The organism is Pseudomonas sp. E1BtOHC1 (assembly GCF_058744285.1).
Map to the genome: position 1 here is coordinate 5,461,202 of NZ_CP196023.1, position 26,608 is coordinate 5,487,809.

At 63.4% G+C, this 26,608-nt stretch carries 27 protein-coding genes; 12 read left to right on the forward strand and 15 right to left on the reverse strand.

The window, feature by feature from the left end; genetic code table 11:
- Positions 1 to 15: 15 nt before the first annotated feature.
- Together ACSSVC_RS24705 and ACSSVC_RS24710 are read left to right on the forward strand one after the other, a co-directional pair.
- Positions 16 to 831, forward strand: a complete 816-nt coding sequence (locus tag ACSSVC_RS24705; RefSeq protein ID WP_346635111.1) for a gamma-carboxygeranoyl-CoA hydratase — start codon at positions 16 to 18, stop codon at positions 829 to 831.
- Entirely contained in the window at positions 831 to 2,777 is a 1,947-nt protein-coding gene (locus ACSSVC_RS24710; RefSeq protein ID WP_346635112.1) for an acetyl/propionyl/methylcrotonyl-CoA carboxylase subunit alpha, read from the forward strand. The genes ACSSVC_RS24705 and ACSSVC_RS24710 overlap by 1 nt, the downstream gene beginning before the upstream one ends.
- Before the next feature lie 54 nt (positions 2,778 to 2,831).
- On the opposite strand, the gene ACSSVC_RS24715 is transcribed toward ACSSVC_RS24710, so the two are convergent.
- Positions 2,832 to 3,497, reverse strand: coding sequence for a LexA family protein (locus ACSSVC_RS24715; protein WP_346635113.1), 666 nt, complete (start codon positions 3,495 to 3,497; stop codon positions 2,832 to 2,834).
- Between the two features lie 133 nt (positions 3,498 to 3,630).
- On the opposite strand from ACSSVC_RS24715, the gene ACSSVC_RS24720 reads away from it, so the two are divergent.
- Positions 3,631 to 3,978 carry a DUF6124 family protein gene (locus tag ACSSVC_RS24720; RefSeq protein WP_346635114.1) on the forward strand — a complete coding sequence of 116 codons (348 nt, stop codon included), beginning with the start codon at positions 3,631 to 3,633 and terminating at the stop codon, positions 3,976 to 3,978.
- 474 nt (positions 3,979 to 4,452) lie between these two features.
- Entirely contained in the window at positions 4,453 to 5,607 is a 1,155-nt protein-coding gene (locus ACSSVC_RS24725) for a M14 family metallopeptidase (protein ID WP_446439745.1), read from the forward strand.
- A gap of 46 nt (positions 5,608 to 5,653) precedes the next feature.
- On the opposite strand, the gene ACSSVC_RS24730 is transcribed toward ACSSVC_RS24725, so the two are convergent.
- Entirely contained in the window at positions 5,654 to 6,100 is a 447-nt protein-coding gene (locus tag ACSSVC_RS24730) for a winged helix-turn-helix transcriptional regulator (RefSeq protein ID WP_446439746.1), read from the reverse strand.
- A 103-nt stretch (positions 6,101 to 6,203) separates the two neighbouring features.
- On the opposite strand from ACSSVC_RS24730, the gene ACSSVC_RS24735 reads away from it, so the two are divergent.
- Positions 6,204 to 7,424 carry an MFS transporter gene (locus ACSSVC_RS24735; RefSeq protein ID WP_404937317.1) on the forward strand — a complete coding sequence of 407 codons (1,221 nt, stop codon included), beginning with the start codon at positions 6,204 to 6,206 and terminating at the stop codon, positions 7,422 to 7,424.
- Between the two features lie 29 nt (positions 7,425 to 7,453).
- Here the strand turns inward: ACSSVC_RS24735 and ACSSVC_RS24740 are convergent, their stop codons facing one another.
- Entirely contained in the window at positions 7,454 to 7,993 is a 540-nt protein-coding gene (locus ACSSVC_RS24740; protein WP_102881811.1) for a cytochrome b, read from the reverse strand.
- Positions 7,990 to 9,075, reverse strand: coding sequence for a catalase family peroxidase (locus tag ACSSVC_RS24745; protein WP_492611590.1), 1,086 nt, complete (start codon positions 9,073 to 9,075; stop codon positions 7,990 to 7,992). The genes ACSSVC_RS24740 and ACSSVC_RS24745 overlap by 4 nt, the downstream gene beginning before the upstream one ends.
- Positions 9,076 to 9,242: 167 nt before the next feature.
- Here ACSSVC_RS24745 and ACSSVC_RS24750 point away from each other — a divergent pair, with 167 nt between their 5' ends.
- Positions 9,243 to 9,749 carry an RNA polymerase sigma factor gene (locus ACSSVC_RS24750; protein ID WP_404937319.1) on the forward strand — a complete coding sequence of 169 codons (507 nt, stop codon included), beginning with the start codon at positions 9,243 to 9,245 and terminating at the stop codon, positions 9,747 to 9,749.
- Positions 9,746 to 10,471 carry an anti-sigma factor family protein gene (locus tag ACSSVC_RS24755; protein ID WP_446439748.1) on the forward strand — a complete coding sequence of 242 codons (726 nt, stop codon included), beginning with the start codon at positions 9,746 to 9,748 and terminating at the stop codon, positions 10,469 to 10,471. The genes ACSSVC_RS24750 and ACSSVC_RS24755 overlap by 4 nt, the downstream gene beginning before the upstream one ends.
- 4 nt (positions 10,472 to 10,475) lie before the next feature.
- Here the strand turns inward: ACSSVC_RS24755 and ACSSVC_RS24760 are convergent, their stop codons facing one another.
- The 7 genes from ACSSVC_RS24760 to ACSSVC_RS24790 all read right to left on the reverse strand — a co-directional run bounded on the left by ACSSVC_RS24760 (position 10,476) and on the right by ACSSVC_RS24790 (position 17,019).
- Positions 10,476 to 11,465 (reverse strand): Csu type fimbrial protein, encoded by a 990-nt coding sequence (locus ACSSVC_RS24760; protein ID WP_404937320.1) that lies wholly within the window; start codon positions 11,463 to 11,465, stop codon positions 10,476 to 10,478.
- Between the two features lie 32 nt (positions 11,466 to 11,497).
- A complete protein-coding gene (locus ACSSVC_RS24765) occupies positions 11,498 to 13,855 on the reverse strand; it encodes a fimbria/pilus outer membrane usher protein (protein WP_492611591.1) in 2,358 nt (785 codons plus the stop codon).
- Positions 13,856 to 13,974: 119 nt separating this feature from the next.
- Positions 13,975 to 14,745 carry a fimbrial biogenesis chaperone gene (locus ACSSVC_RS24770; protein WP_404940062.1) on the reverse strand — a complete coding sequence of 257 codons (771 nt, stop codon included), beginning with the start codon at positions 14,743 to 14,745 and terminating at the stop codon, positions 13,975 to 13,977.
- Positions 14,746 to 14,812: 67 nt separating this feature from the next.
- Positions 14,813 to 15,313 (reverse strand): Csu type fimbrial protein, encoded by a 501-nt coding sequence (locus ACSSVC_RS24775; protein ID WP_346635125.1) that lies wholly within the window; start codon positions 15,311 to 15,313, stop codon positions 14,813 to 14,815.
- A gap of 4 nt (positions 15,314 to 15,317) precedes the next feature.
- A complete protein-coding gene (locus ACSSVC_RS24780; RefSeq protein WP_346635126.1) occupies positions 15,318 to 15,854 on the reverse strand; it encodes a Csu type fimbrial protein in 537 nt (178 codons plus the stop codon).
- A gap of 20 nt (positions 15,855 to 15,874) precedes the next feature.
- A complete protein-coding gene (locus ACSSVC_RS24785) occupies positions 15,875 to 16,414 on the reverse strand; it encodes a Csu type fimbrial protein (RefSeq protein ID WP_346635127.1) in 540 nt (179 codons plus the stop codon).
- Between the two features lie 104 nt (positions 16,415 to 16,518).
- Positions 16,519 to 17,019, reverse strand: a complete 501-nt coding sequence (locus ACSSVC_RS24790) for a Csu type fimbrial protein (RefSeq protein ID WP_346635128.1) — start codon at positions 17,017 to 17,019, stop codon at positions 16,519 to 16,521.
- Between the two features lie 240 nt (positions 17,020 to 17,259).
- Between ACSSVC_RS24790 and zapE the strand changes: the two genes are divergently transcribed.
- From zapE to ACSSVC_RS24810, 4 genes are all read left to right on the forward strand, one after another.
- Positions 17,260 to 18,390 carry a cell division protein ZapE gene (gene zapE / locus ACSSVC_RS24795; protein WP_404937322.1) on the forward strand — a complete coding sequence of 377 codons (1,131 nt, stop codon included), beginning with the start codon at positions 17,260 to 17,262 and terminating at the stop codon, positions 18,388 to 18,390.
- Positions 18,387 to 19,001, forward strand: a complete 615-nt coding sequence (locus ACSSVC_RS24800) for a hypothetical protein (protein WP_346635130.1) — start codon at positions 18,387 to 18,389, stop codon at positions 18,999 to 19,001. The genes zapE and ACSSVC_RS24800 overlap by 4 nt, the downstream gene beginning before the upstream one ends.
- Positions 18,988 to 19,356, forward strand: a complete 369-nt coding sequence (locus ACSSVC_RS24805) for a hypothetical protein (protein ID WP_207166242.1) — start codon at positions 18,988 to 18,990, stop codon at positions 19,354 to 19,356. The genes ACSSVC_RS24800 and ACSSVC_RS24805 overlap by 14 nt, the downstream gene beginning before the upstream one ends.
- Before the next feature lie 89 nt (positions 19,357 to 19,445).
- Positions 19,446 to 20,759 (forward strand): leucine-rich repeat-containing protein kinase family protein, encoded by a 1,314-nt coding sequence (locus ACSSVC_RS24810; protein ID WP_404937324.1) that lies wholly within the window; start codon positions 19,446 to 19,448, stop codon positions 20,757 to 20,759.
- 66 nt (positions 20,760 to 20,825) lie between these two features.
- On the opposite strand, the gene ACSSVC_RS24815 is transcribed toward ACSSVC_RS24810, so the two are convergent.
- The 3 genes from ACSSVC_RS24815 to ACSSVC_RS24825 form a co-directional block, all read right to left on the reverse strand.
- On the reverse strand, positions 20,826 to 21,530 hold the full coding sequence (locus tag ACSSVC_RS24815) for a YebC/PmpR family DNA-binding transcriptional regulator (protein WP_011062247.1): 705 nt from the start codon (positions 21,528 to 21,530) through the stop codon (positions 20,826 to 20,828).
- Positions 21,531 to 21,648: 118 nt separating this feature from the next.
- A complete protein-coding gene (locus tag ACSSVC_RS24820) occupies positions 21,649 to 23,040 on the reverse strand; it encodes an FAD-dependent oxidoreductase (protein WP_492611592.1) in 1,392 nt (463 codons plus the stop codon).
- A 99-nt stretch (positions 23,041 to 23,139) separates the two neighbouring features.
- Positions 23,140 to 24,564, reverse strand: coding sequence for an MFS transporter (locus tag ACSSVC_RS24825; protein ID WP_492611593.1), 1,425 nt, complete (start codon positions 24,562 to 24,564; stop codon positions 23,140 to 23,142).
- A gap of 182 nt (positions 24,565 to 24,746) precedes the next feature.
- On the opposite strand from ACSSVC_RS24825, the gene ACSSVC_RS24830 reads away from it, so the two are divergent.
- Positions 24,747 to 25,634, forward strand: coding sequence for a LysR substrate-binding domain-containing protein (locus ACSSVC_RS24830; RefSeq protein WP_492611594.1), 888 nt, complete (start codon positions 24,747 to 24,749; stop codon positions 25,632 to 25,634).
- A 113-nt stretch (positions 25,635 to 25,747) separates the two neighbouring features.
- On the opposite strand, the gene ACSSVC_RS24835 is transcribed toward ACSSVC_RS24830, so the two are convergent.
- On the reverse strand, positions 25,748 to 26,605 hold the full coding sequence (locus ACSSVC_RS24835) for a LysR substrate-binding domain-containing protein (RefSeq protein ID WP_446439753.1): 858 nt from the start codon (positions 26,603 to 26,605) through the stop codon (positions 25,748 to 25,750).
- Between the last annotated feature and the right edge of the window lie 3 nt (positions 26,606 to 26,608).

The following is a 26,608-nucleotide window of genomic DNA, read 5'->3' on the forward strand; positions in this document are numbered from 1 at the left end:
CTGCGCGAGAAGAACATGAGCGACTTCAACACCCTGGAACTGCTGCATGACCCTCGTGGCTTCGCCACCCTGTGGCTCAGCCGTGAAACCAAGAACAACGCCTTCAACGCCGAGATGATCCGCGAGCTGATCCTGGCCCTGGATCAGGTGCAGGGCGACCCGAGCCTGCGCTTCCTGCTGCTGCGCGGACGCGGCAAGCATTTCAGCGCCGGCGCCGACCTGGCCTGGATGCAGCAGTCCGCCGAACTCGACTACCAGACCAACCTCGACGATGCCCGGGAACTGGCGGAGTTGATGTACAACCTGGCCAAGCTGAAGATCCCGACCCTGGCCGTGGTGCAAGGTGCAGCATTCGGTGGCGCCCTGGGCCTGATCAGTTGCTGCGACATGGCAATCGGTACCGACGACGCCCAGTTCTGCTTGTCGGAAGTACGCATCGGCCTGGCGCCGGCGGTCATCAGTCCCTTTGTGGTCCAGGCCATTGGCGAGCGCGCCGCCCGACGTTATGCCCTCACCGCGGAACGCTTTGGTGGCCAACGGGCACGGGAAATCGGCTTGCTGGCGGAGAGTTACCCGGCTGCCGAGCTGGAACAGCAAGTGACCCAATGGATCGACAATCTGCTGCTCAACAGCCCCCAGGCCATGCGTGCCAGCAAGGACCTGCTGCGAGAAGTGGGCAACGGCGCCCTCACCACGGCCCTGCGCCGCTACTGCGAAAATGCTATCGCGCGGATTCGGGTCAGCGCCGAAGGCCAGGAAGGCCTGCGGGCCTTCCTGGAAAAACGCCCGCCCAGTTGGCAGTCCGAGACCGCGACCAAGGAGTCCCGCTGATGAACGCCCCTGTTCTAGACACTTTGCTGGTGGCCAACCGTGGCGAGATCGCTTGCCGCGTGATGCGCACCGCCAAGGCCTTGGGCCTGACCACCGTGGCCGTGCACAGCGCCACTGACCGCAATGCCCGGCACAGCCGCGAGGCAGATATCCGCGTCGACCTGGGGGGTAGCAAGGCCGCCGACAGCTACTTGCAGATCGACAAGCTGATCGCTGCGGCCAAGGCCAGCGGCGCCCAGGCCATCCACCCCGGTTACGGCTTTCTCTCGGAAAACGCCGGTTTTGCCCGAGCCATCGAAGCGGCGGGCCTGATCTTTCTCGGTCCGCCCGCCTCAGCCATTGACGCCATGGGCAGCAAGTCGGCGGCCAAGGCACTGATGGAAACCGCCGGCGTTCCTCTGGTGCCGGGTTATCACGGCGAAGCCCAGGACCTGGAAACCTTCCGCAGTGCCGCCGAGCGCATCGGCTACCCGGTGCTGCTCAAAGCCACCGCTGGTGGCGGCGGTAAGGGCATGAAAGTGGTCGAAGAGGTCAGCCAGTTGGCCGAAGCCCTGGCTTCGGCCCAGCGTGAAGCCCAATCGTCCTTTGGCGATTCGCGGATGCTGGTGGAAAAATACCTGCTCAAGCCCCGTCACGTGGAGATCCAGGTGTTCGCCGACCAGCACGGCAACTGCCTGTACCTCAACGAGCGCGACTGCTCGATCCAGCGGCGTCACCAGAAGGTGGTCGAGGAAGCCCCCGCTCCCGGCCTCAGCCCCGAGTTGCGCAAGGCCATGGGCGAAGCCGCTGTGCGCGCGGCCCAGGCCATCGGCTACGTCGGCGCCGGCACCGTGGAATTTCTCCTCGATGCTCGCGGTGAATTCTTCTTCATGGAAATGAATACAAGGCTGCAGGTGGAACACCCGGTTACCGAAGCCATCACCGGCCTCGATCTGGTGGCCTGGCAAATACGCGTGGCCCAGGGTGAAGCCCTGCCCATCAGCCAGGAACAGGTCCCGCTGCTGGGGCACGCCATTGAAGTGCGCTTGTATGCCGAAGATCCGGGCAACGACTTCCTTCCCGCGACCGGGCGCCTGGAGTTGTATCGCGAATCCGCCGCCGGCCCGGGCCGTCGGGTGGACAGCGGGGTCGAGGAAGGTGATAGCGTGTCGCCCTTCTACGATCCTATGCTGGGCAAGCTGATCGCCTGGGGCGAGAACCGCGAGCAGGCTCGTCTGCGCCTGTTGAGCATGCTCGACGAGTTCGCCATCGGTGGCCTGAAAACCAACCTGGCGTTCCTGCGGCGCATCGTTGCCCATCCGGCGTTCGCCGAGGCGCAACTGGATACCGGATTTATCCCACGCTATCAGGAGCAATTACTGCCAGCGCCCAGCGAACTCGGCGCGGACTTCTGGCAGGCAGCTGCACAGGCATTCACACAAAGCCAGCCAGAGCGGGTGCGCAGTGACGACCTGCAGTCCCCCTGGTCGGCAGTCAATGGCTGGCGCAGCGCGTTGCCGGCCCAGACCAGCCTGCACCTGAGCTGTGCCGGACAGGATCAGGCCATCAGCCTGGGCGCTCGCTCGCCGGCCTTCCAGTTGCAAGGTGAACGCCTGTGGGTAGAGCAACAGGGGCTGCGCCGTGAACATCGCGCCATCCGCCGTGGCGACACCCTCTACCTGCACTGGCAGGGCGAGATGCACAGCGTCACGGCGTACGACCCGATTGCCGCAGCCGATGCCAGTCACAGCCAGCAAGGCGGGCTTACTGCACCCATGAACGGCAGCATTGTGCGGGTGCTGGTCAGCGCCGGGCAAAGCGTCGAAGCCGGTGCGCAACTGGTGGTGCTGGAGGCGATGAAGATGGAACACAGCATCCGTGCGCCCCAGGCAGGCGTCATCAAGGCACTGTATTGCCAGGAAGGCGAAATGGTTAGTGAAGGCAGTGCGTTGGTAGAGTTGGAGTAAACCCACTAATAAGAAAGCCCCTTCCTAGCTGTAGGAAGGGGCCTTTCAAGCAAGTTAAAACTTCGCAGTAGCTTGTACGACTACACCAATAACCCGGCACTCATCGCTGTAGAGCATCTTCGGATAGGTGGGATTGAGGGGAACCAGATAATGCTGACTACCCTCTTTCACCCACTTGCGAAAGATCGCCTCGGCATTACCGGGACACTGTACGACCACCAACTTTCCAGGTTCGGCGGTAATAGCCGGATCCACCAGAATCAGCATGTCCTGACTGATGCTCAAGCCGCTGGGCGCGATCATTGCGTCACCCACTACCACCAGCCAGAACGCCGCGCCTTGAGCCTGATAATCGGAAAGCTCATAGCGCTCCGGCACATAGGCTGACTGACCATCTTCACGCACTTCCCCTGCAACCCGCCAATCGCTCACCGGGTAACGGAAATACGGATTGTACTTGTGCAACAGTGAAGGCTCGTTCACCAGGGGTTCGCCATCGTCACCCAGCATGGGCTTTTCGCGAACCACCAGGGCGACTTCCAGAAAGCCCATGCCGATCTCTTCAAGCACCCGGTTCATGTCTTCGATCTTTGGCTGACGGCGTTTGCTCAACCAATGACCGATACCACCCTGAGACATGCCCAGACGCTCGGCGAGTTTTTCCTGTGTGACCTTGCGGCCTTTCATGTTGGCTTTGACCAACTCGATCCATTTGTCCATGGACTGAACAATACGTTGTGTATTTCCCGCCTCAACACACAACTTGTAGTATTTGAAATCTCGTCACAATTACAATACGTATTAACCTAGTTCATACCCCTCTTTCCTTTTCTCAAACAGGACGGAACACTTTATGAACGCAAGCAGCAAGGACGTGCCGGAGCTCGATACAGAGACCACATTGAATTCACTCAAGGGCAGCCACGCAGCACGACGGGCGATGGACTATTACTTGAAGCCCGCGCTGACCGCATCGGACAAGGAAGAGAAGTTCTTCGAGGTCAGGCGCAACCTCAGCAGCGAGGAAGCCATGATCCATGCATCCGATCTGCTGCGCTGTGCAGCAGCCACCGCCTATGACGCGGCCGACAATCTGCGGGGGGCCAATCGCGACCTGGCTTTTTCCGTGGTGCACATGATCGACCTGGCCAAAGCCCTGGTGGACAAGTCCCTGGAAAGTCAGCGCTTTGAGTCCAGCTGAGACGCTGGCAAGGAATAAACAGCGGAAACAGGAGAAATGGAAAAATATTTTCCAAAGGGCGGGGAAAAACATTTGACTTGCAAATGATAATGATTATTATTGCAAGCAACTGGTCGCGAGATCAGTCGATAGCCCAAAGGACCTTAGGTCGGACCTTTGGATTATCTCCTCATCAGGCTAATCACGGTTTTTGACCCGGCTTTTTGCCGGGTCTTTTTTTTTGCCAGTTTTCTGGCTTGGCTTCAGGCTAATGAAGACGTGGGTGCTGCTAAAAATAATGGCGGCGATGATAGCAAAAGAATGTCCTTTTGCAAGGGAACACCCGTGGTAAAAGGCCAGGAAAGACAAAGTAGCGCTTGAGAATCAATCGCATAGCCACTAAGCTTCGTCTGCGTCAAGGACGACGCCCCCCCTTCTATTACCCCCCTCAGTGTGTAGAGTAGCGGTCATAACAATCCTATACAGGGACCGACCATGACCGTGGGCAATCACACTTCGTTTCAAATTACTGCCGACTTCGACAGCGGCAATATCAACGTGCTGGACATCAGCAATCCGCTGCAGGCACTGCTGGCCATCCGCCCGGATACCCAGAGTCCGCATTTCCAATGGTTTCACTTCAAGGTCAGCGGCCTGCATGTCGGCCAGGAACATTGGTTCCGCCTGACCAACGCCAGCCAGTCCTCCTACAACAAAGCCTGGACCGGTTACCAGGCCGTCGCCTCCTATGACCATGTGAACTGGTTCCGCGTGCCGACGATCTTCGAAGGCGACGCCCTGCGCTTCAATCTGGAAGCCACCCAGACTCACGCCTGGTTCGCCTACTTCGAGCCCTACAGCCGCGGGCGCCACGACTGGCTGATCGATCAGGCCCTGAGCAAGGCCGACACCGAACTGCTGGCGGTGGGCAAAAGCGTCGAAGGCCGAGACATCCAGCTCCTGCGCAAGGGCAACGGCAAGGAAGGCCAGCGCAAGATCTGGATCATTGCCCAACAGCATCCCGGCGAGCACATGGCCGAATGGTTCATGGAGGGCGTGATCGAACGCCTGCAGCACCGCGATGACCCAGAGCTCAACTCGCTGCTGGCCAAGGCCGATCTGTACCTGGTGCCCAACATGAACCCGGACGGCGCGTTCCACGGCCACCTGCGCACCAACGCCAAGGGCCAGGACCTGAATCGCGCCTGGCAGAACGCCAGCCAGGAGCTCAGCCCGGAAGTGCTGTTCGTCCAGCAGCAGATGGAAAAGTACGGCGTCGACCTGTTTCTTGATGTGCACGGCGATGAAGAGATTCCCCACGTGTTCACCGCCGGCTGCGAGGGCAACCCGGGCTACACACCACGCCTGGCGGGACTCGAAGAACATTTCCGCAGCCACTTGAAGCGCCAGACCCGGGACTTCCAGACCACCCATGGCTACGCCCGGGACAACCCCGGAGAAGCCAACATGACCCTGGCCTGCAACGCCGTCGGGGAAAAGTACGACTGCCTGGCATTGACCCTGGAGATGCCCTTCAAGGACCACGACGACGCGCCCAATCCGCTAACCGGCTGGTCCGGAAAACGCTCCATGCAACTGGGCAAGGATGTGCTGAGCACCCTCGCCGACCTGGTGGACAGCCTGCGCTGAGCCCAGGCAACGACTGCGGGAGCCGATCCCGCAGTCGTCCCCCTGCTCACGAAGCCGGTACCCGCAGGCAATCCTCCGGGCCCAACAAACGCCCGTCCGCCGTACGCAGTTCCAACGCAGGCAGCGGCTGCCCGGTTTCCCGGTCCAGCATGCGCGAATGCGCCTCACCCTCTTCGTAGAAAAACGCCTCGCCCCATTGGCGCAAGCCGATGATCAGGGGAAACAGCCCCTTGCCCTTTGGCGTCAGCACGTACTCCTGATAGGCACTGCCATCAGAGGCCGGCACCACTTCAAATACCCCATGCTCCACCAAGGTCCGCAAACGTGTGGCAAGAATGTTCTTGGCCATGCCGAGGTTGCGCTGGAACTCGCCAAAGCGACGGATACCGTCGAAGGCATCCCGCACAATCAGCAGCGACCACCAATCGCCTATAGCGTCCAGTGAACGGGCCACCGGGCACTCGGCATCTTGCAGGCTGGTGCGTTTAACCATGCTGGGCATTCTCCGTTCGGGTCACAGGAAAGTGGTTGCAATATAAAACCATGATCCTTACCGTACAACTGGTTTCATAACGAAACCATAATCGGAGCCCGACATGTCACACGATCCTTCCCCTCCTGCCACATCGACTCTTTCACCACGGGTGGTGCTGCTGTTCGCCATCGCCTGTGGCCTGGCGGTGGGCAACGTCTACTACGCCCAGCCGCTGCTGGACGCCATGGCCCGGACCTTCGACCTGCCGCCGGCCACGGTGGGCATCGTCATCACCCTGACCCAGGTGGGCTACGGCCTGGGGCTGCTGTTGCTGGTGCCCTTGGGCGACCTGCTCAACCGCCGGCGACTGATCGTCACCCAGACCCTGCTTTCAGTGCTTGCCTTGCTAATGGTGGCCCTGGCCCCCAGCAGCGCCTGGCTGCTGTTGGGCATGGCCAGCACCGGCCTGCTGGCAGTGGTGACCCAGATTCTGGTGGCCTATGCCGCGAATCTGACGCCCACAGCCCAGCGTGGACGGGTGGTAGGCATGGTCACCAGCGGCATCGTGGTGGGCATTCTGTTGGCCCGCACCGTGGCCGGGACCATGGCCGATCTGGCAGGTTGGCGCTCGGTCTATCTGTTGTCGGCCGGCTTGACTCTGCTGGTGGCCCTGAGCCTGTGGAAAGTGCTGCCGAGGGTTGAACAGCCACCCGCAGTGCAACGCTACGGGCAATTGCTCGGCTCGCTGCTGCAACTGTTCAGGGAAGAAAAAGTGCTGCGCGACCGTGCAGTGCTGGCCATGTTGATCTTCGCCGCGGGCACCGTCTTGTGGACCCCATTGGTGCTACCTCTGAGCGCCCCGCCGCTGTCGCTGTCTCACACCGAAATCGGTCTGTTTGGCCTGGCCGGGGCCGCGGGCGCCCTGGGCGCAGCACGAGCCGGGCACTGGGCGGATCGCGGCCTGGCGCAGTGGACCAGCGGCCTGGCCCTGGCGTTGATGTTGCTGTCCTGGCTGCCCATCGCCTTTACCCAATCGTCCTTGTGGGCCCTGTTACTGGGGGTGATCACCTTCGACCTGGGCCTGCAGGCCGTTCACGTCACCAGCCAGAGCCTGATCTACAGCGTGCGCCCGCAAGCCCAGAGCCGCTTGGCTGCCGGTTACATGCTGTTCTACTCCCTGGGCAGCGCCGGCGGCTCGATTGCCGCCACCGCCACCTACGCCTGGGCCGGCTGGAGCGGGGTCTGCCTGCTCGGAGCCGCTATCAACAGCCTGGCACTGGTCTATTGGCTGTGGAGCCTGAACCCCGTAAAAACCCGGGCCGAGGCTCGCTGTGTCACTTGAGCGACACAGCAGGCTCGCTTAAGGGGGACTCAACCACGCCCCCGCAGCATGCTCTGCAATACCCCGTCTCGGCGGACCCAGCCATGGAACAGTGCCGCCGCCAGATGCAGCAACACCGTCAGGAACAGCAGATAAGCCAGGTAGCCATGGGCCTTGCGCAAGAGAGCGAACACCTGGGCATTGGCCGGCAGGATCGCCGGCAACTGCAACGAACCGCTCAGCATCACCGGGTCCCCGGCCGCCGAAATCATGGCCCAGCCCAGTACCGGCAAGCCCAGCATCAGGGCATAGAGCAGCACATGGGAGGCTTTGGCCGCCAGCACCTGCCAGCCCGGCAAGTCTGCCGGCAGCGGCGGTTGCCGAGTGGAAAAACGCACAAACAGGCGCACCGCCGCCAACAGCAGAATGGCGATGCCCAGCGGCTTGTGCAGGTGGATCAGCCACTCATGGCGGGCGGACACCGAGGTCACCATGCCGGCACCGATAAACAGCATGGCAATGATCATCAGCGCCATCAGCCAGTGCAGCAGACGCGCCAGCGGGGCGAAGTGTTGAGGTTGGCTATTCATGGACGCGGTTCCTGGGCGGAGGGCAATTGACTGACTTCACTGGTGCGACGCAGGTAGGAACTGGCGTAGGCGGCAGAGCGTGCGGCCAGCAAGGGATCATCGGAGGCCTGGATGCCATTGGGCAGGATCAGCGGGTCGTAATTGATGTCCCGGCACTGGCCACTGCTCTGCGGCTGGGTGCCTTGCAGCACCAGGGTCCCGGCATTGATCACCGGACGCTCTGCGGGCCAAGCCTTGCTGGCGTCATTGGTGGGATCTCCCGGTGCCGCCAGGGTGATCTGCAAGCGCCAGCGCAAAGGCCCTTCGGCCAGCCGCCGGAGCAGATCCTGCTCCAGGTAGTCGGCACCCGCTGCGGCGCTGCCGACGGCCTGGGCATCCTGTACTAGCGGCACCAGGCCCCAACGCACCGCCTGGCGCTGGCCACTGGCGTTGACCAGGTAGAACGCGTTGATCCCGTTGTAGCTTTCACTGGCGTAGCTGGTTGAAGGCTTGGCGCTCTTGACCCATTGCAGGAAGGGCCCGGCCTCGGGGTGGGCGGCAAAGAACGCCGGCACCTTGGTCGGGTCCGGCTTGCCCGTGGACGGATCGGGGGAACTGGCCTGCTGCAGTTGATAGAACGCCTCGGGAGTGCCCACCGGAAACACCGGCATGCTGTTCATTCCCGTGCGCCACTGCTGGCCGTTGGCCTGGAGGAAACGCAACGCCAGGCTGCGGATCGGCACGCTGCTGTCCGGCGCATAGGGGTTGCCGCTGGGCAGGGCAAAACGCCCCACCACCGGCGTTTGCGCCTCGCTGAACACCTGCGCCGTGGAGTAGGCCCGGGCCTCGCCACTGCTCTGGAAGTAACCGGTGACACACACGCCCTTGGCGTGGTTACGGCGAAAGCCCGGATGCACGCCGTTATTGGTCTCCAGCACATCCACCAGGGCCTTGGGAGTCAGGCGTTGCGGGTCGAAATTGCCGTGCACGTAGGCCAGCGCCGCAGCAGCGGCGGCCACTACCCAGGCAATGGCCCCCAGGCGCAAGGTCAGGCTGACAGCACTCAAGGGCGGACGATCGGGTGGCGAGGATGGGGCAACCATGGACATCTCCAGTACGCGGGGCCACAAGGACCAGGATCAGTCAGACGTAGCCCGGTACCGGTTATTCCAGACGCCGATATTTATTTTTCCGCGACTGGAATAACCTGCAGCACGGCGCGTCTTCCTAGTCCCAAGCCTAGTGACTGGCCCAGCACCTGCAGGACTTCATGAACGATTTCGACGAACAGCTACGCCTGCTGCTCCCCCGCCTCAGGCGCTTTGCCCTGTCCCTGACACGCCAGCCCAGCAGCGCCGACGATCTGGTGCAGTCCTGCCTGGAGCGCGCCTTGTCGAGTCGGGCCCATAAACGCCCCGAGGGCGATCTGCGAGCCTGGCTGTTTGCCATCCTCTACCGGCAGTTTCTCGATGCCCACCGACGCTCCCGGCGCTACGCACGCATGCTCGAATTCTTTACCGGACGTGACGACGCCCAGCCTTCGGTGGAGCGCACCGTAGTCGCCCAGTCGACCCTGGCAGCCTTCGACCGCCTGAACGCCGAGCAACGCGCCCTGCTGCTCTGGGTCTCGGTGGAGGGCTTGAGCTACAAGGAAGTGGCAGAGATCCTCCAGGTCCCCGTCGGCACCGTGATGTCTCGCCTGTCCAGGGCCCGCCAGGCGCTGCGCCAACTCAGCGACGGCGAAATCAACAGCCCCTCTCTACGGATACTCAAATGATCAGCCTGCCCCCCAGCGACAGCGACCTGCACGCCTACGTCGATCACCAACTCAGCGAAGCGGACCGCCGGGTGCTGGACAGCTACCTGGCCAACCATCCGCAAACGGCGGCCCAGGTCCAGGCCTGGCAGCAGGATGCCCAGCACCTGCGGGCCGCCCTGGGTGGAGCCCTGCTGCAAGCGACCAACCCGGCGCTGGAGCCGACCCTGATCCGTGCGCGCCACAAGCAGCGGGGCTTGCGGCGCCTGGCCAGTGCCGCGGCGCTGCTCGTGGCGGTCGGGGTTGGCGGTCTGAGCGGCTGGCAGGCCCGGGAACTGACCCTGGCCGGCAACACCGTGCTGCCGATGACCGATGCCCTCCAGGCGTATCGCCTGTTCGCCGAGCAAGGCATCCTGCCCGCGGACTTCAAGGTCCAGGACAACGACGCCATGCAAGCCTGGCTGGATCGCTACTTCACCCAGGCCAGCCCACTGCCGGACCTGCACGACGCTGGCTTCAAAGCGGTCAGCGGGCGCCTGTTGAGTACCGAGCAAGGGCCTGCGGCAATGGTCCTGTACCAGGATCGCGAGGGGCGCAAAGTCAGCTTCTACATCCGCCCGCCAGGACCGCAGAACACCCTGCTGCCTCGTGGCAGCCGCCGTGACGGCTCATTGCAGACACAGTACTGGTCCGGCGGGAACTACAACTACGCCATGGTCGGCCCGGCGGAAATTCCCCTGTAGGTCTTCAGAACCCCACGTCCAGCACCACGTTGTCGATGTAGGTGCCCGCTGGCGGCGTGTTCTGGTCGGTGTAGATCCTGGCGTTGTAGTTGAAGATCTGGCTGCCGGTACCCAGGCCATTGCCCGGGTTCACTTCGGCATCGGTGCTGGAGCGCCGGGCACTGCCGACGCTGCCCCAACGGGTGTTGCCGGCACTTTTGAAGATGTCGTAGGCCAGGTAGTTGCTGCCGGATATCATCTGCCGTCGCCCTCCTGCGCTCACGGGGTGCTGGCCGTCGCTCAAGCCCACGGTATAGGCGCTGCCCTTGGTGCAGGACAGGTTGATGGTCTGCCCGGTGACCGTGGCGAATGCGCTGACCACCGGCGCGCTGCCGAAACTGATGTTCGGCGCGGTGATCACGCAATCGTTGGACACCGTCATGTTCACCGTGAGGGCCTGAGTGCCGCTGCCGATGTCCCGTCCCAGGCAGATCCCCAGGGCGCCGATCCCGGCGCAATAATTCCAGCTCCAGAAGATGCTCAGGTTCTCGGTGTAGACCCCTGCCGCTACGTTGCTGCCGGTGATGGTCCCCATGTAGATAGGCACGGTCTTGGCCACGGTGGAACTGCCCAGCAATCCCAGGACATCGATGATCGAGTTGCGGGCGAAGTCGAACTGCACCCCCCGAGTGATCGGATAGCTGGTGCTGTTGTTGGCGTACAGGGTGTAGCCGATGACATCGCCCGTGGGGCCAACCATGCCGCTGGTGCTGGAAGTGATGGTGGCGTAGAAGTGGTCGTTGCTGGCCAGCAGGCTCAACAGCGAGCCGGTGCAACTCAGGCCCGCATTGGTGGTGGAAGCCGGCTGCGAAGTGGTACGCACCAGGATCGAGCTGACGGTGCCGAACCCCGCCGGTGCGGTGCTGACGGCGTTGCACAGCGCCTGAGCCTGCAGCGCCAGCAGACTCGCCAGCAACCCCACTATTGCCTGTCGCCATCCCTTGAAGCTGTCCACCCTCAGCACTCCCTTGCCTCGTGACGCCACGACTACTGGCAGACCAGCGGGCCGATCAACGGCACCTGCTGCTGTTGCAGATCCATGTCGAACTGCGCACGGCAGCTCTGGCCATCGGCCAGGCTGACGTGCAGGCTGTTGTGTTGCGAAAGGTTCTCCAGATACACCAGCCCATCCCAGCCGACCACCGCCCGAGCCCCACTCTGCTGATGGGTCACGGTGCTGCCCAGGGGCAGTTCCCGTTGCTGGGCGTCCACCAGCACCACGCTGGCGGCGACGATCCGGGTCAGTGGGAACTCCAGCAAATAGCCACTGCCGCGACGCACCGCCACTCGCTGCTCCACATTCGGGGTCTGGACGTTGGCCGGCAGGTTCAACGGATCGATCTCGTACTTGCCCCGGTAATAGGCACTGCTCCACGGCACCAGCAAGTGTCCGTTCTTGTCGGTCTGCCCCACCAACTGGTTTTCATAGCGCACCGGAATGTCCTGATAGCCATCGGTGCTGACCACCACGAAGGCATCGTCAATCTGGTTGGCGGCGAACACCTGACGGTCCATCCACACCAGCGAGCCACTGGCATCGGCCCAGCGGGTCTCGGCATCGCGGGAGCCATAGACCCCGGCCTGCAGGCGCACCGACTGCAGGCGCCAGGTGACATCCGCCTGACGATAGTCGGCGCCGCTGCCCGTGGCATAACCCAGGTTGTAGCCAACCCCGCCCTCCAGGGGCACCGAGCGACTGAAATTGACCCGCTGGCGGTTTTCCCCCGTCTTGCTGCGTTCGTTGCTCAGGCTCAGGCTGCCGTGCAAGTCGAAGGGAATCACCAGCTGCGCCTGCATCGCCCACTGGCTGTCGCCGATCTCCCGGTTGGCCGACAGGTAGAAGCTGCTGTTGTGCCACAACGGCTTGCTCCAGGTCAGGTTCAACAACCGGGTGCGGCTCGAGTCGGCGGCACGCACATCGAAATAGCCGGCTCCCAGGCTACCGTAGCGGTCCAGGTTGAGGCTCAGGGTCAGTTGCTCGCTGCGCTGGCTGAGGCTGATGTAAGGGCTGTCGACCACCGTCAGGTCGGCATACTGGTCACGACGTTGCATCCGTTGGTACGCCAGGCTGAAGCGCTGGTTGTTGTACTGGTAGCCAAAGCTGAACTGCTGGCCGCCGCTGCCGTCGAAACGGCTCTGGCTGAGCGCCGTGTTGAGCACGCCAAAGTTGCCCAGGCGCATATTGCCGCCCACCCCGCCCAGTGTCAGGGAGTCCGAGGCTTCGGCATGCGCTTCCAGGGTCAGGCTGTCGCTCAGGCCATGGCGCAGGCTACCGGAGGTGACACCCGGGCCATAGCCAAAATCACGCAGGGTGTAGTCCCGGCGCAGGTTCCCCGCGGCCACCGAGAAGTCCGTCAGGCCCTTCTGCAGCAGGCTGCTGGTGACGTAGAACGGCACCGTGGTCGACACTTGTCGCCCCAGGGCGTCCGTGGTCACCACCACCGCCTCCCCGGCCCCGTTGATAAAGGGAATGTTGGTCAGGGTGTAGGGCCCCGGCTGCAACTCGCTGCTGCTGGACTTGTAGCCATTGATGAACAGGTCCAGGGACGAGGGCACCGCCGCTTCACCGGCAAACTGCGGCAAGGGATAGGTCACCAGATCCGGACGCACGGCAAAATCCCGAGACAGCTGGACCCCACCCAGACGCACCGAACTGCTCCAGGGCAAGGCGCTGCTCACCACGTCACCCGCCTCATAGGTCAGCAGGCGTTCTTCATCGGAAAAACGCCAAGTGGTGTCATAGCGCCGATACCCATTGTTCAACGAGCCGCTGGCAACGCCGGACAAGGTCCGCCGGTACTGCCCGGTATTGGACAAAGTGCCCCAGGTGTCAAACAGCCGCACTTCATTCCAGGCCGCCAGGTAGGTGCCGCCGTCGTCGGTGTCATTGAGGTACAGATCGTAGTTGAGCAGCGCGCCAAAACTGCTCAGGGCCGGCGTCCGCGGATAGGCCTGGCGACTGCCGATGAACTGCTCCGGCAGCCAGTCCGGCGGTACATCAATCAGCAGGCGCTGGCCCTGACTGTCGTAATCGCTGTGCAGGCCCGGCAGGCTGTCCAGATCGACTTCGCTGCCCAGCCCCTCCGGCAACTTGATGCCGGTTTCCCGCAGCGCCTGCACCGGCATGAACAATCGTCCGGCACGCTGCTCCACCGCCACCACCTTCCCTGTGTTCATCTGATTGATCACCAGCTCCAGAAACAACTGTGCATCGGCCAGCGACTCCAGGCTGCTGGGCGGTGGCGGCAGCTCGCCAGCCTGGGAGAGAGGGGCCAACAGCAAACCGCACAGGCCGGCCATCAGCCCTTTCCAGCAGCGCAAACGACGAGCCGCGTCCTGGCTCATGGCGGGTTCAAGTCCATCTATGGACATCTCCATCCCAAGGCGGATGCGCCACCGCGCTCACATCCGTCCGTACCTCTTCCCGACCGCCACCTGGCAGGCGCCTGCCTGACGCCTCTGGATCAGTGCGCAGGCGCCAGACTCTGCACCTGCGGCGCCCCATTGACCCGCAGTTGCAGGGTCGAATCCATCGTCAGGGGGTCCGTCACCGGCCAGCGCATGACCGCCCCGGGCAGCACGTAACCGAGCAAGCCCGGCGCCAGCGGCCGAGTCTGCCCACCCTGCTTGAACGCCACATCGGTCAAGCGCGCATGCACCGCCCCCTGGTTACGCAGCTCGAAAAACGTCTTGCCGTCCACCGCCACTTTGCGCCAGCTGAGGTCCGGCACCCCGGCGCCCTTAGGATCGCGAGGGCGGGAAGTGTCTTCCTTGCTCCAGAGCCCGGCGCCATAGGCGAACAACGGCACCGAGTAACGCATCTGGAAGCGAATCGCCGCCGCGCTCTTGGCCCCCTCTTCCGGGGTGATGGGCTTGGCCGAAGGAATCTCGTCGATGATGATCCGGTACGCCAGCTCCTGCCCCGGCGGCACCTCACGGGTTCGGGTCAGACGCACCAGTTGCTTCTGACCGGGTTCGATCTTCGCCACCGGCGGGCTGCCGATAACGTCGCGCTGGTTCTGGTACTGGTCGGCAAAACCGCTCTGGCTCCAGGCGAACACCCGGATCTGCAGGTTGGCGGTTTCCGTGCCGCGGTTTTCCAACCACAGTGCGCTGGCTTGCTGATCCGCCTCCAGAACCGGGTCGATTGGCCAGATCAGCACCGAACTGGCGGCCTGGACCCTGGGTGCAACCGACAACAGCCCCAGCACCATCAGATATCCAATCCCCCGCATGCCTCGCAAAGGTAAATGCATACTGCTACTCCTTGTCCGCCTGCCGACTGGTTGTCGACTCGCCCCATCACCACGACAGCTGCACTTGCAGCACATCGCTGTACGTCCCCCCAGGCTGATTGCCCGGCAACTGCACCTGCCCGTAGATCGGCAGGCTGATGTTATTGGCATCGCTGTAAGCCACGGCCACGCTCTGGCCTATGCCCAGGCTCTGGCTGTATGCCGCATCGCGAAACAACTGATAGGCCACCCGGGCACTGCCGCTATTGAGCTGCATATGTCGCCCGCTGCTGTTGTACTGGCCTCCGTCCACGGTCATGTTCAGGGCCACCCCCGGCGTGCACTGCAATTGCACGCCCCCGGTCAACGCCACTTTCACGGTGCTGGTGGACAGCGCCGACTGGCTGCCGAACGCCAGGCTGCCGTAGTTGCTGACACCGCCCACCACCAGGCACCCGGCGGTGATGGTGGCGCTGACCTGGAAGCTCTGGCTGGTGGCCGCCGCGATCCACGCCGGCCAGGCACTGGCGCAGATCAGGGCGAACAGCGCAAAACCTTGGCTGGCCATGACATCAGAAGGTCAGCTGCACCGACACCGTATCGGTGTAGGTACCGGCCGGTAGCCCTGCCTTGCCCACCGCCTGGCCATAGAGGTTCACCGTCTGTGCAACGCCGGTGCTCGGCGCCAGGTTGATCACCCCGTTGATCGCCACAATTTGCGAGTGGCCGGAGTCGGTGTACAAGTCGTAGGGCACATAGTTGGCCACCCCGTCGAACAGCGCCCGAGTGCCGCCGGTGGACTTGCCGTCATTGGCGCCGCCCTGAATGGTCAGCGAGGGCGTGGTGCCCGAGGAGCAGAGGATCGACAGCGCGCCGCCTCCGCCCCCCAGCACCTGGCCAGTGGCGGTGGTGAACAGGCTGTTGGTGGTGCCGAAGTTCAAGGCGCCGAAGTTCAGGCCGGTGCTGCCGCCCACCCCGTTGACCTGACAACTGCTGGTGAGAATCAGGGTCGAGCTGATCTGACCGGTGACCGTAGTGGCAGCGTTGGCCGTGGAAACCATGACCAGTCCCAACAAGGGCCAGCCAATCCTGGATACAAGCGCGTGCATGATGTGCGTCCTCTCGTGATTTACCAATCCAGCGTGATGGTCAGGGTGTCGGTGTAGACCCCTGCCGGAACCGCGCGGGTATTCGCGACCACAGAGCCGAACACCGGAATGGGAATCCGCCTGGCGCTGCTCACTGCGAAATTGCGCTGCTGGCCGATGCTGTAGCTGTCGCTACCCGATGCATCGACAAACAATCGATAGGGAATGGTCTGGCGTCCGTTGCTCAAGCGTCGGGTCGTACCGTCGCCGTTGAGGCCGCCATTGATGGTCACGGTGAAGCCGGTGACCGAGGGATTGCAGGCCACCTGCAGCTGGCCTTCGGCGCTGTCGGTGAGGCTGGCCTTGATCGGGTTGACCCAGGTCGGGCCCTGTTGCCCGAAGTCGAGCATGCCCAGGTCGCTGATCGGGCTGGTGGAGGGCGCGCTGCCGCCACTGCTCACCTGACAGCTGGCAGTGATCACCAGACGCGCCTGGATCTGCCCGCTAATCGCTGCCTGGGCATCCTCCGCCAGCAGACACAGCGAGCCCAGAGCGACGATCGTCCAGGTCCTGCCTTTCATTGCACCCATCCCGGTTCCATCAGGACTCCTACGTGAGCCGTTCACCATGAGCGGCTGTCCCTGCTCTGCCCGGGTCCCCCGTGGCAGCTGTCATGGCCCCGACCTCACCAGGTCAGGGTCACCTTCAATACATCGGAATAGCCCCCGGCCCGGGGAATCTCGGCCAGGGGTTCAATACGTCCGTACAAGGGCAGATCCACGGTGCCGGAGTTCGGCACCCGGCCACTGACCGGAACATTCACTGGCAGCGCAATGCGCCGGGCCGGGTCCTGGTAGAGGCGATAGGGAATAGGCTTGCCCAACGAGTTGTTGCTGGCCAGATAGCGCACTTCGCCGACACCGCCGTGCAGGCCGCCATCGATGCGCATCTGATAAGGGGTATCGGGATTGCACTCCAGGCGTGGCTGACGACCACTGACCAGTGCCGCAGCCAAAGGCCCGGCCGGATCATTCAGGCGCGCGGTACTGCCGAAGTCCAAAGTACCGAGTTGCTCGATACCTGCCTCCCGCTGCTGACCCACCAACTGGCAGCCGCGCTGCACATCGACCCGGACCTGCACCTGCAAATCCGCAGCCCCTGCCGTCGCACTGAGCAACGCGCTCATGACTGCCAAACCCTTATATCCATTCAAGGCCTCAATCCTTATGAGGAGCATTCGCTGAAATCAGGTTAGCAACCGCGGGCGAAACCGCCAGTTAGCGTATTAATCGGCCTGCCCGTTGTGAATGACCGTCCATCGCCGCCGCCATGCTTTTTCGAGATCACTGGTCGTTGGGTTTTCTATTGGTTAAATTGTCGCGCCGCTTTTAAGGTAGGCGGCCTGGAATCATCGGGGTAACCACCATTGGCCGCTTTACCGCCAACACCTGCACAGACTCGATCATCCTGGCGACGCCTGTTCGCCCGAGCCTTGCGCCGCCCGAACAGCGGCGCCGGCGTGATCCATGACTACTTTCGCCACAAGGCCCTGGAGCTGGGATACACCCTCAGCCACAGCCAATTGCGGGTGATCGACTGCATGGCCCGGCAGGCCGATGACCTGACGCAATCCCCCGGCAAGGCCCAGAGCCTGTACCTGCACGGCGCCGTCGGCCGGGGCAAGAGCTGGTTGCTGGACGGTTTCTTCCGCGCCTTGCCCATCGCCGAAAAACAGCGCCTGCACTTCCACGACTTCTTCGCCCAGTTGCACCAGGGCATGTTCCGCCATCAGCAGCAAGCCGACGCCCTGGAAGCCACCCTGGATGAACTGCTCAACCAGTGCCGGGTGCTGTGCTTCGATGAGTTCCATGTCCATGACATTGGCGATGCGATGCTGATCACCCGACTGTTCAAGGCCCTGTTCAAACGCGGCATCACGCTGTTGTTGACCTCCAACTACGCCCCCGAGGGCCTGCTGCCCAACCCGCTGTACCACGCCCGCTTCAAGCCGGTGATCGAACTGATCAACGGGCGCATGCAGGTGATGGAGGTGGGAGGCCCCCACGACTACCGGAGCCAGGCCCGCACCCACGATCAGCAGCTCTTCACCCAGGGTCACTATGTGTGGCCCGGTACCCAGGCCCAGCGCCACGCCCTGGAACTGCCCGAGCGCCATGCCGCGGCGGCGCAACTGACAGTGGGCGCCCGACAGTTGACCGTGCGGCAGATTCAGCAGCGCAGCATTCGTTTCGAATTCAGCGATGTGTGCGAACAGCCCACGGCGGTCATGGACTACCTGGAACTGAGTCGCCGCTTCGACACCTGGATCATCGACGAACTGCCGGAGCTGGGAGAGTGCTCGATTGCCGCCCAACAACGCTTCATCAACCTGATCGACGTGCTCTACGATCAGGACAAGCGCCTGCTGCTGATCGGCCAGCGCCCGCTGCACGAGTGCCTCGGCGGCCACGCCATCGACCTGGCCCGCACCCGCAGCCGCCTCGGGCAGTTACAGGAAATCGGCCCCGAGCACCCGCTTGAGCGAGTAGCCACATGAGTTCGATCAGCTTTTGCGAGCTGGTGTGCCTGCACCTGCAAGATTCAACCCTCAAGCACTCCCGGCTATTTGGCCTGGAGAGTTTCTCGGCAGCCGAACTGGCGGCCAAAGGCTATGAGCGGGTCGGCGAGCCCCAGGACTTTCACCAGTATGAAAAAAGCTGCACGACGCGCTACCACCAGCGAACCCTGGAGGTGCTGTTCAAGTGCTACTTCCTTGACCGGCAACGGGTCGGCAGTGGCTTCAGCCTGGCCCCTGGGGCCCGCCTGACGTCCGTGCTCAAGTACAGGAAACGCCTTGCGGCCCAGCAAAACCTGCCCCCTTCGCAGTTGGCTTTCCATTTCTCGGATGACAAGCAGGAAGGCGCGGTGATTCTGGATGACCGCCACGTCATGCGTTTCAACCAATGGAGCCGCCAGGGCGCCTACTTGCTTGCAACCCTGGAGAGCGACTTCGACCTGGAAAACCCGCTGGGCAGAGCCGCCACCGGATCGGTAAAATACACCTTGGAGCACCACAGCCTGGAGTCGATGTTGGCTGAAGCCAGGAACCCCAGGCACCCCGCGGCATTTCGCCGGTTAGCTGAAGCACTGCAAGATGCAAGAATTTGACCGCAAAGAGATTTATCGACTGGCAGCGGCGCTCTTGCGCGCTATTGAAAATGCCCAGCCAACGGTATTGGCGGCATTTGGCGTAAGCCCGGCGATTTATGCAGAAATCCTCGAAGAGCTGGACAGCTCGGGAGAACAGGCCGTGGACCTGGCCCTTGCGCCCTATGATCGGGCATTCCAGCCGGACCGCAGCGGCCGGGTCGCCCTGGACCTTTACCCGCTGGACACCGAGCCATCCGTCATGAGAGTGGCCTGCCAGCTGTGGTCCAAAGGCCGCAAGACCGACCTTACCCTGATTGCCGACTACGTACAGGGAGCGGGCGCGTTGACCTTCAGGTTGCTGGAAACCCAATAGCACTCATCCCATGGCCGCTCAGGCAGCCAAAACCACCGAACTGCTTTATTCTGCCCGCCTTTTTCTTCTTTCGAGTACTGACGCTGTTCATGGATACCCTTGCCCAACTGCGGGCCGGCCAATTGGCCGGCATCAAGCGCCTGGACCTGTCCTGCGGGCTGACCGAGTTCCCCCGGGAGATCTTCGATCTGGCCGACTCCCTGGAAATCCTCAACCTCAGCGGCAATGCACTGAGCAGCCTGCCCGACGACCTGCACCGGCTCACCCACCTGCGCATCCTGTTCTGCTCGGACAACCAGTTCAGTGAACTACCGGCCTGCCTCGGCCATTGCGCGCAACTGAGCATGATCGGCTTCAAGGCCAACCGCATCGAACGGGTCCCGGCCGCCGCCCTGCCGCCGCAGTTGCGCTGGCTGATCCTCACCGACAACCGCATCAGTGAACTGCCCGAAGAGCTGGGCAAGCGCCCGCTCCTGCAAAAGCTCATGCTGGCCGGCAACCGCCTGACCGCCCTGCCCCAGAGCCTGGGCCAGTGCCAGCGCCTGGAGCTGCTACGGGTCGCCGCCAACCGGCTGCGCGAACTGCCGCCGTTTCTCCTGGCCCTGCCACGCCTGACCTGGCTGGCCTACGCCGGCAATCCGCTGGAATCCGAGGCCGACGCCCAGGCCCTGGAGTCCACCCGCACCATCCCCTGGCACGAACTGCGCCTGGAGCAACGCCTGGGCGAAGGCGCCTCCGGGGTGATTCACCAGGCGTGGTGGCAGCCGACGGGAGAACCCGCCCGCGCGGTGGCGGTCAAGCTGTACAAGGGCGAGATGACCAGCGACGGCTCGCCGCTGCATGAAATGAACGCCTGTATCAGTGCTGGGCTGCACCCGAACCTGATCCGGGTCGAGGGTCGCATTGTCGATCACCCCCAGGGCCAGAACGGACTGGTGATGCAACTGATCGACCCCAGCTACCGCAACCTCGCGGCGCTGCCGAGCCTGGACTCCTGCTCCCGGGATATCTACCCGGACCATGCGCACTACAGCGCCAACGTGACGCTGCGGATCGCCCGCGGCATCGCTGCGGTAGGCGCCCACCTGCATGCCCAGGGCATTACCCACGGCGACCTCTACGGCCACAACACCCTGTGGAATGAACAAGGCGACTGCCTGTTGGGGGATTTTGGCGCGGCGTCCTTCCATGCCAAGGACGACACCCTACAGAGCCGGGCGCTGCAACGCCTGGAAGTACGTGCTTTCGGTGTCTTATTGGAAGAATTGCTGGAGCGTGGGAATGGCTCGCTGAGCCCGGGGCAGCGGCAAAAACTGGCGGCGCTGGTGCAGCGCTGCTGCCAGCCGGAGGTGCTGGCGCGACCGGATTTTGTTCAGGTCTGCGAGGAATTGGCGGGGCTTTAAAACAGCTTCGCCGGCGAGTCGGCTCCTACAGAGGTATGCAGGAGCCGGCTGGCCGGCGAATCGCGCTTAGCCCGCCAGGCCGACGAACATGTCCTGCACGTCGTCATGGTTGTCCAGGCCTTCGAGGAAGGCCTCGACTTCAGCCATCTGCTCATCGCTCAGGCCGCTCACCGGGTTCTTCGGCTGATAGCCCAGCTTGGCCGACAACACAGTGAAACCTTGCTCGGGCAATGCCTTTTGTACTGCATCCAGGTCCGCAGGCTCGGTCAGGAACAGGGTCGCGCCCTCTTCGCCCGGCTCGAAATCCTGGGCACCGGCCTCGATGGCCGCCAGTTCCGGGTCGGCGTCCGGGCTGTCCGGCGAAGCTTCGATCATGCCCACGTGGTTGAAATCCCAGGACACCGAACCCGAAGCGCCCAGTTGGCCCTTGCGGAACGCCACGCGGATTTCCGCCACGGTGCGGTTGATGTTGTCGGTCACGCATTCAACGATCAGCGGTACCTGGTGCGGGGCAAAACCTTCGTAGGTCACGCGGTGGTACTGCACGGTCTCGCCCAGCTGACCCGAGCCTTTCTTGATGGCACGCTCAAGGGTCTCGCGAGGCATCGAAGCCTTTTTCGCCTGCTCCACCACCAGCCGCAGGTGGGCGTTGGTGGCGGTGTCAGCGCCGTTACGTGCGGCAATGGTGATCTCTTTCACCAGCTTGCCGAAAATCTTGCCCTTGGCGTTGGCTGCCGCTTCTTTGTGTTTAACCTTCCACTGTGCGCCCATTACTCACTCTCTTGATCTATGGCGTCGAGTTGGATTTGGCCGACGCGATGGGCAAGTTTATACGTCCTCAGGGCCCTGATCGACCAAAAAGTCAGCGACAGTCCTACCCCGCCAGGCTTCAGCCCTTGTCGGCCTTGCCAGCGGCCGCGGCGAACCGCGCCAGACGCACATCCAGATGCCGCGGCCGACGCCCATGATCCTCGGCCCGCTCCTTGCGGCGAATGGCGTTGCGCACCATCAACGAACCCAGGTAGCGGATCGGTTCCGGGGGGAAGTAACCCAAGGGACCGTTGACCAGGGGCGAGCGGGTCCAGGGGTTGTCCAGGCCCTGGACCAGGGAGGCGAGGATCTGCCCTCCCATGTGACAGGGGCCCACACCGCTGCCGGAATAGCCGAACCCGTAGAAGAGGTTGCCGGCGCGGCTCATCTGGCCGAAGAACGGCAACCCGGTGACCGAGCGATCCGACGGACCGTTCCAGGTCCCGGCCACCGGCACCTCGGCAAAGGCCGGGAAGAACTGCCCCAGGCTCTTGTGCAGCAACCCGGCATAGGGCGACGGTTGGTCGAACACCGGCAACATGCGCCCGCCGTAGGCAAAGGTGTTGCCGCCCTTGCCGAGCATGATCCGGCCGTCCGGAGTGTTGTGGTAGTAGTGCACGAAGATCCGCGAATCCAGCACCGTCACCCCGCTGGTCAAGCCGATCTGCTGTAGCAACTGCGGACGCGGCTCGGTGATCAGCATGTCACTGGACACAATCGCCACACTGCGTTCGAACTGCGGGAAGGCCCGGGCCATCCAGGCGTTCATCGCCAACACCACGCGCTGGGCACGAATCTGTCCCAAAGGTGTGCGCAACAACGCCGGGCGCCCCTCTTCCAGTCCGGTCATGGCGCTGTGCTCATGGATTCTGACCCCCAATTGCAAGGCCACCCGGCGCAAACCTCGCACCAGCAACCCCGGCTGTACACTGGCAGCGGCTGGCGAATACCAGCCTTCCAGGTGCTGGCTGGAACCGGCCATGCGCTGCACATCGGCCAAGGGGCGCTTCTCGAAGGAATTGATGCCCCGGCGTTCCAGGGCCGCGATCACTCCATCGGTGGAACCGACCTGGGCCTGGTTGGTGGCGGTGTACAAAGTGCCGTCGAGGCGGTACTGGGCATCCACGCCATAGCGCTCGCAGAAGGCGCCGATGGCATGGATGCTGCGCTCCGACTCCTTGACCAGGCGCACCGCCTCCTCGATGCCGAACAGACGCTCCAGGGTGAAGTACTTGGCCGACCAGGACAGCGCACAGCCGCCATTGCGCCCACTGGCACCGGCGCCGCAGATATCCGCCTCGATCAGCAGCACATCCAGCCCGGGGTTCTGTTCCTTGAGCATGATGGCCGTCCACAAACCGGTGTAGCCGCCGCCGACAATGGCCACCTCGCAGGTGGTATCGCCTTGCAGTGGCGGACAAGGATCCGGGGTTTCCTGTTGCAGGGCCTGTTCCAGCCAGAAAGGTCGCATGGGTGAGTCTCCAGGGAAAAAACGGCGAGTGGGTTTGCCGGCCAACCAGCGCCTACAACACTGCGTAGGAGCCGGCTGGCCGGCGAAGAGGCCGGACAGTCAGGAACGCAATGGCTTTATCAACAAAGGTCCATTGGGAACGAGCCCGCGCACCGGCTCGACCCCATGGGGCCGGCTGTTCCAGAACGGCATCAGCAACAGCGCCGAGACCAGAGCGCAGCCGGCAAACACGATGAACACCGTCACCGTGTCGAAATAGCCCGGCAACAAGCCCCCCAGTACCGCTCCCACCGAGCCGCAGCCATTGACGAATCCTGCCGCCGTGGCCCCGGCCTTGGCCGAACCGAAATCAATGGCCGCCGCGCCGCTGATCATCGAGTCAGGTCCGTACAAGGTCAGGCCCATGAAAAACAGCAGCAGCATCACCAGCAGCACGCTGCCGGTGTGCAGCGCCCCCATGAACAGCGCCAGGGACACTGTCAGCGCCAAGAGGCTGAGGACACAGGCCGGCATGCGCCGGGCACCGAACAGTTTGTCCGAGGCCAGGCCGATCATGATCGGCCCCAGCAGCCCGGCCAGCTCGAAGGTGGTGGGCACGATCGCCGCCCCCACCTTGCCCACCGACGGCATCTGCTCATAAACGATCACCGGTCCCCACAGCAGAATCGCGTAGCGCGCCGGTTTGAGCAGGAAGTACGACAGGCCGAGGACCAGCACCGTGCGATTGCGCAGGATCTCCCGCAGCGGCTCCCAGACGCTCATGCCCCGCTCGGCGGCGTCTTCTTCGGCGCTCTGCCGGGGCAACGGCTCCACAGCCGGCAGCCCCACGTCCTGCGGTGTGTTGCGCTGGAAGATGAAGAACAGCACCGCGGTCAAGCCCACCACCACCGCGCTGGAAATGAACGCCGCGTGCCAGGTGCCGATCAGCGTATAGGCCCACCAGCCGGCAAAGGGCGAAGCCACCAGGCCGCCGAAGGCGTAGCAGGAACTCCACAGCCCCAGGACCCGGCCACGCTCGCGGGCCGGAAAGAAACTGCCCATGTTCTTGCACAGCCCGGACCAGCCGGTGGACTGCGCCAGCCCCTGGATCAGCATGCAGGTGGCGAACACCGGCAAGGTGGCGAAGCTGCCCATGACCAGGGCCGCGGCCGCGGAGATCAGCAGGCCGCCCAGCACGACCACCCGCGGGCCGAAACGGTCGGCGAAGATCCCCCAAGTGAACTGGCCCACGGCGTAGGCCGCCAGATAGATGGCGTCGAGGTTGGCCATGGCCATCTTGTCGAGGGTGAAGTCGGGATCGTCGGCGATCCCCAGTTTGGCGACGGAAAAGGCTTTGCGGGTGAAGTAGAACGCCGCGTAGGCGATCCAGGTGATGGCGAAAATCTGCACGCGCCAACGTTTGATGGTGCCGTTGTGCTTGTTCATTGTGGTTCTGACCTCAGGGTGAGTGTGCCGGCAGAATGAGGAGCAAACGCCTGTGTTTTTTATTGTTGAGCACTGCAGCAGAGCCCTTGAGGCAGGCACTGCTGGTCAGATGAGTCCTGTTGCTTTCCCTGTTTCGGGATTTGCAGGTGCACGCACAGGCATCAGGGCCGGGTCGACTGACGGGTCACCCGGCCTTGAAAGATGGAAGCAATTACCAACTAATAAATGAAATCGATTTATCGTATTTCAAATATAAGTTCAGCTTGTAAGAGGATCTGCCCATGTCGGTTTCCCACGCACAGTTGAAGGCCTTTCATGCGGTGGCCGTGCACGGCAACTTCACCAAGGCCGCCGAACGCCTGTTCCTCACCCAGCCGGCGATCTCCGATCAGGTGCGCAAGCTCGAAGAGCGCTTCGGCGTCATCCTGTTCCACCGCAACAAGCGCTCAGTACGCCTCACGGATCTGGGAGAGCGCCTGCTGGCCATCACCCAGCGCCTGTTCGTGGTGGAGGCCGAAGCCAAGGAACTGCTGCAGGATTCCCAGGCCTTGCAGACCGGCAGCCTGGTACTGGCGGTGGATGCCCCGGTGCATGTGCTGCCGCAGATCGCCCGGTTCTGCGAGCTGTACCCCGGGATCAACGTGAAGATCGAGACCGGCAACACCGATGAATCCCTGCTACGTCTGTTCAACTACCAGGCCGACCTGGCCCTGCTGGGACGCGAGGTCGACGACGAGCGCCTGCTGTCCTTGACCCTGCGCAACGACCCGATGGTGGCCTTTGTCTCGCGCAATCATCCCTGGGCCGATCGCCAGTCCATCCGCCTGGCCGAACTGGATGACACGCCTCTGGTCCTGCGGGAAGTCGGCTCGGTGACCCGCCAGACCCTGGAGGAGGAAATGAATCGGGCAGGCCTGCGGATTCGCCCGACCATTCAGGTGGAGGGCCGGGAAGCGGCGCGCGAGGCGGTAGTGGTGGGGATTGGTGTGGGGGTGGTCTCGGCGGCGGAGTTCGGCGCCGACTCCAGGGTCTGCGCCCTGCCGATCGTCGACTGCCAGCGGCGTCTGACCGAAACCCTGGTGTGCCTGCGCGAACAGAGTTCACGGCGGATCGTCGCGACCTTCCTTGAGCTGGTACGCGAAAGCCAGGCCTCCCCCACCGCCCCGTAGGAGCCGGCCTGCCGGCGAAAGCAACCTCCAGGCACCACTACCGTAGGAGCCGACTTACCGGCGAAGGCAATCTCTCGGGCCTCTTCGCTGGCAAGCCTGCTCCTACGGGGTGGTCAAGGAGCCAGGGCGAAAAACGCCTGGATCAAGCGCAGGTCACGGCGCCGTTCCATGCAACCGATCATGTGCCGGTTGATCAGACCAGCGCCACGAATCGGCACGGTGCACACCCGCGGGTCGTGCCCCACCTCCACCGAACTGACGATCCCGACGCCCAACTGCGCCGCCACCGCTTCGGTCACCGCCTCGCGGCTGTCCAGCTCCAGCAGCACCCGGGGCTGGACCCTGGCGAGCACGCAAGCCTCATCGAAGGTGCGCCGGGTGATGGAACTGGGTTCGCGCAGCACCATGATCACCTGATCCAGTTGTTCGATGGCAATGCCTTCAGGCAGCTCCAGCCAGGGATGCCCCTGGGGCACCAGGGCACACATCCGCGACTCCCCCAGGCTTTGCAGGTGCAGGCCCTTGCGCGGCTCGACTTCGGTCAGCACCGCCACGTCGGCGTGTTCCGACAGCAGCGCCGCCAGGGTTTCCTGGGCATTGCCCAGGCGCAGATTGACCGTCACCCCCGGATACTTCGCCCGCAGGCGGGCCAGCATCGGCATCACCATGTGCGGGCCGTCCGCCGCCACTTCCAGACGCCCGGTCAGCAATTGCCGGTTGGCCTCGAGCATGGCCTGGGCCTCTTCCGCCAGGCCGAACATGGCCCGGGTGATGGCCGCCAGCTTGATGCCTTCCTCGGTCAGCTCCACCCGGCGTGCGGTGCGCCGCAGCAGGGTGATCTGGTAATGCTCTTCCAGGGCCTTGATATGCCCGGTCACCGCCGGCTGGCTGATAAACAGCCGCCCGGCGGCCCGGGTGAAGCTGCCTTCACGGGCCACGGCGTCGAATGCGCGGAGTTGGAACAGGTTCATAGC